Annotated in this window: 1 protein-coding gene and 1 pseudogene; both read right to left on the minus strand. The window is 61.2% G+C overall.

Going from position 1 to position 1,226, the window contains the following annotated elements; translation table 11 throughout:
• Window positions 1–176 precede the first annotated feature (176 nt).
• A pseudogene (locus I5W_RS19365) lies at window positions 177–908 on the minus strand (DUF3734 domain-containing protein); the annotation flags it as partial.
• 120 nt (window positions 909–1,028) lie between these two features.
• On the minus strand, window positions 1,029–1,196 hold the full coding sequence (locus I5W_RS32145; protein ID WP_159106138.1) for a hypothetical protein: 168 nt from the start codon (window positions 1,194–1,196) through the stop codon (window positions 1,029–1,031).
• Window positions 1,197–1,226 lie beyond the last annotated feature (30 nt).

Below are 1,226 nucleotides of genomic sequence, written 5' to 3' on the forward strand. Positions count from 1 at the left end.
GGTTTCGAGAGCGGCTTTCTACCAAAATCAATCGAACTTCATGATTTGTGCGCCGCAACAATTCCTATTCTATGCACTTCTTTGGTGAAATCAAGTGTTATTTGTGCATCGCACAAAAATATTTCTGCGGCCGTGGGCATTATGCGACGGCGCACCAGGCCTGGCTTTGCGGGCGATCAAGACGAACGCTCGGTCGTTTTTGCGGCGCTGATGTGGGTCTGGCCGCTGGGCAGGTCATGCACCACGATGCCGGCCTCGCTCTGGCCAAAGGAGTCTTCCTGGCTCAAGGCGATGCCGCGCAGGGCATCCTGGTAGCCCTGTTCCCAGCGCCACTGCACCGAACCGCGGGCGAAGTTGACATCCTTGGAGGCCATGTTCCAGTCGCGCCCGGCATAGGCCAGCCGCACGATGTGGATGGTGGTATCGGCGTTGAGCTCGGCCATCATCTGGCGGTCTTCCTGGGTCAGCAGTTCGGGCGGCAGGCGCTGGTAGAGGTCGTGGGCGGCGCGGCGCAGGCGGTATTGCTGCAGATAGGCATCGATATGGCGCTGCGAGCGCGAGGCGAAGGTGACATCTTTCTCGCGCGTGACCACCTCTTCCAGGGTGCGCGGTTCCGGGCCATCGGCGTGCCACAGGTCCACCATCAGGCAGACCAGGTTGGTGCGCGGCTCATCGTTGAGCACGGCTTCCAGCGGCGTGTTGGAATACAGGCCGCCATCCCAGTACAGCTCGCCATCGACCCGCACCGGGGCAAAACCCGGCGGCAGCGCGCCGCTGGCCATGACATGCTCCGGCCCTAGCGCTCGTTCGCGGGTATCGAAATTGACCAGCGAGCCACAGGACACTTTCACTGCCGCCACCGTCATGCGGATGCCGGACTGGCCATTGAGGTAATCGAAATCGACCAGCCAGTTTGAAAAATTTGCGGACGGGGCCCTGCCGGCCCGTCCGCTTGCTTGCTGTGAGGTATCGGCCCGTACTGGGCCGATACGCTTGCAGGTCAACGATCTCGGTTCAGGTGCAAGCCATCACACGCCGAAGATCGTATGGGTATTGCCGGGGTTATAGGCCACGTTCTGCAAGTACAGGGTGTAGCTCGTCCCCCCCCGCACCCCATCCAGGTCCACCACCAGCTTGGTGGAATGGGTGCTGTAAGGGGTGGCCGTGACGAAGGCATCGAGGTTGTCCTTGGTCACGGGTTGGCCTGAATACCTTCACCTTGTCCT

The sequence above is a fragment of the Herbaspirillum sp. B65 genome, assembly GCF_000333555.1.
GTDB lineage: Bacteria > Pseudomonadota > Gammaproteobacteria > Burkholderiales > Burkholderiaceae_D > Herbaspirillum > Herbaspirillum rubrisubalbicans.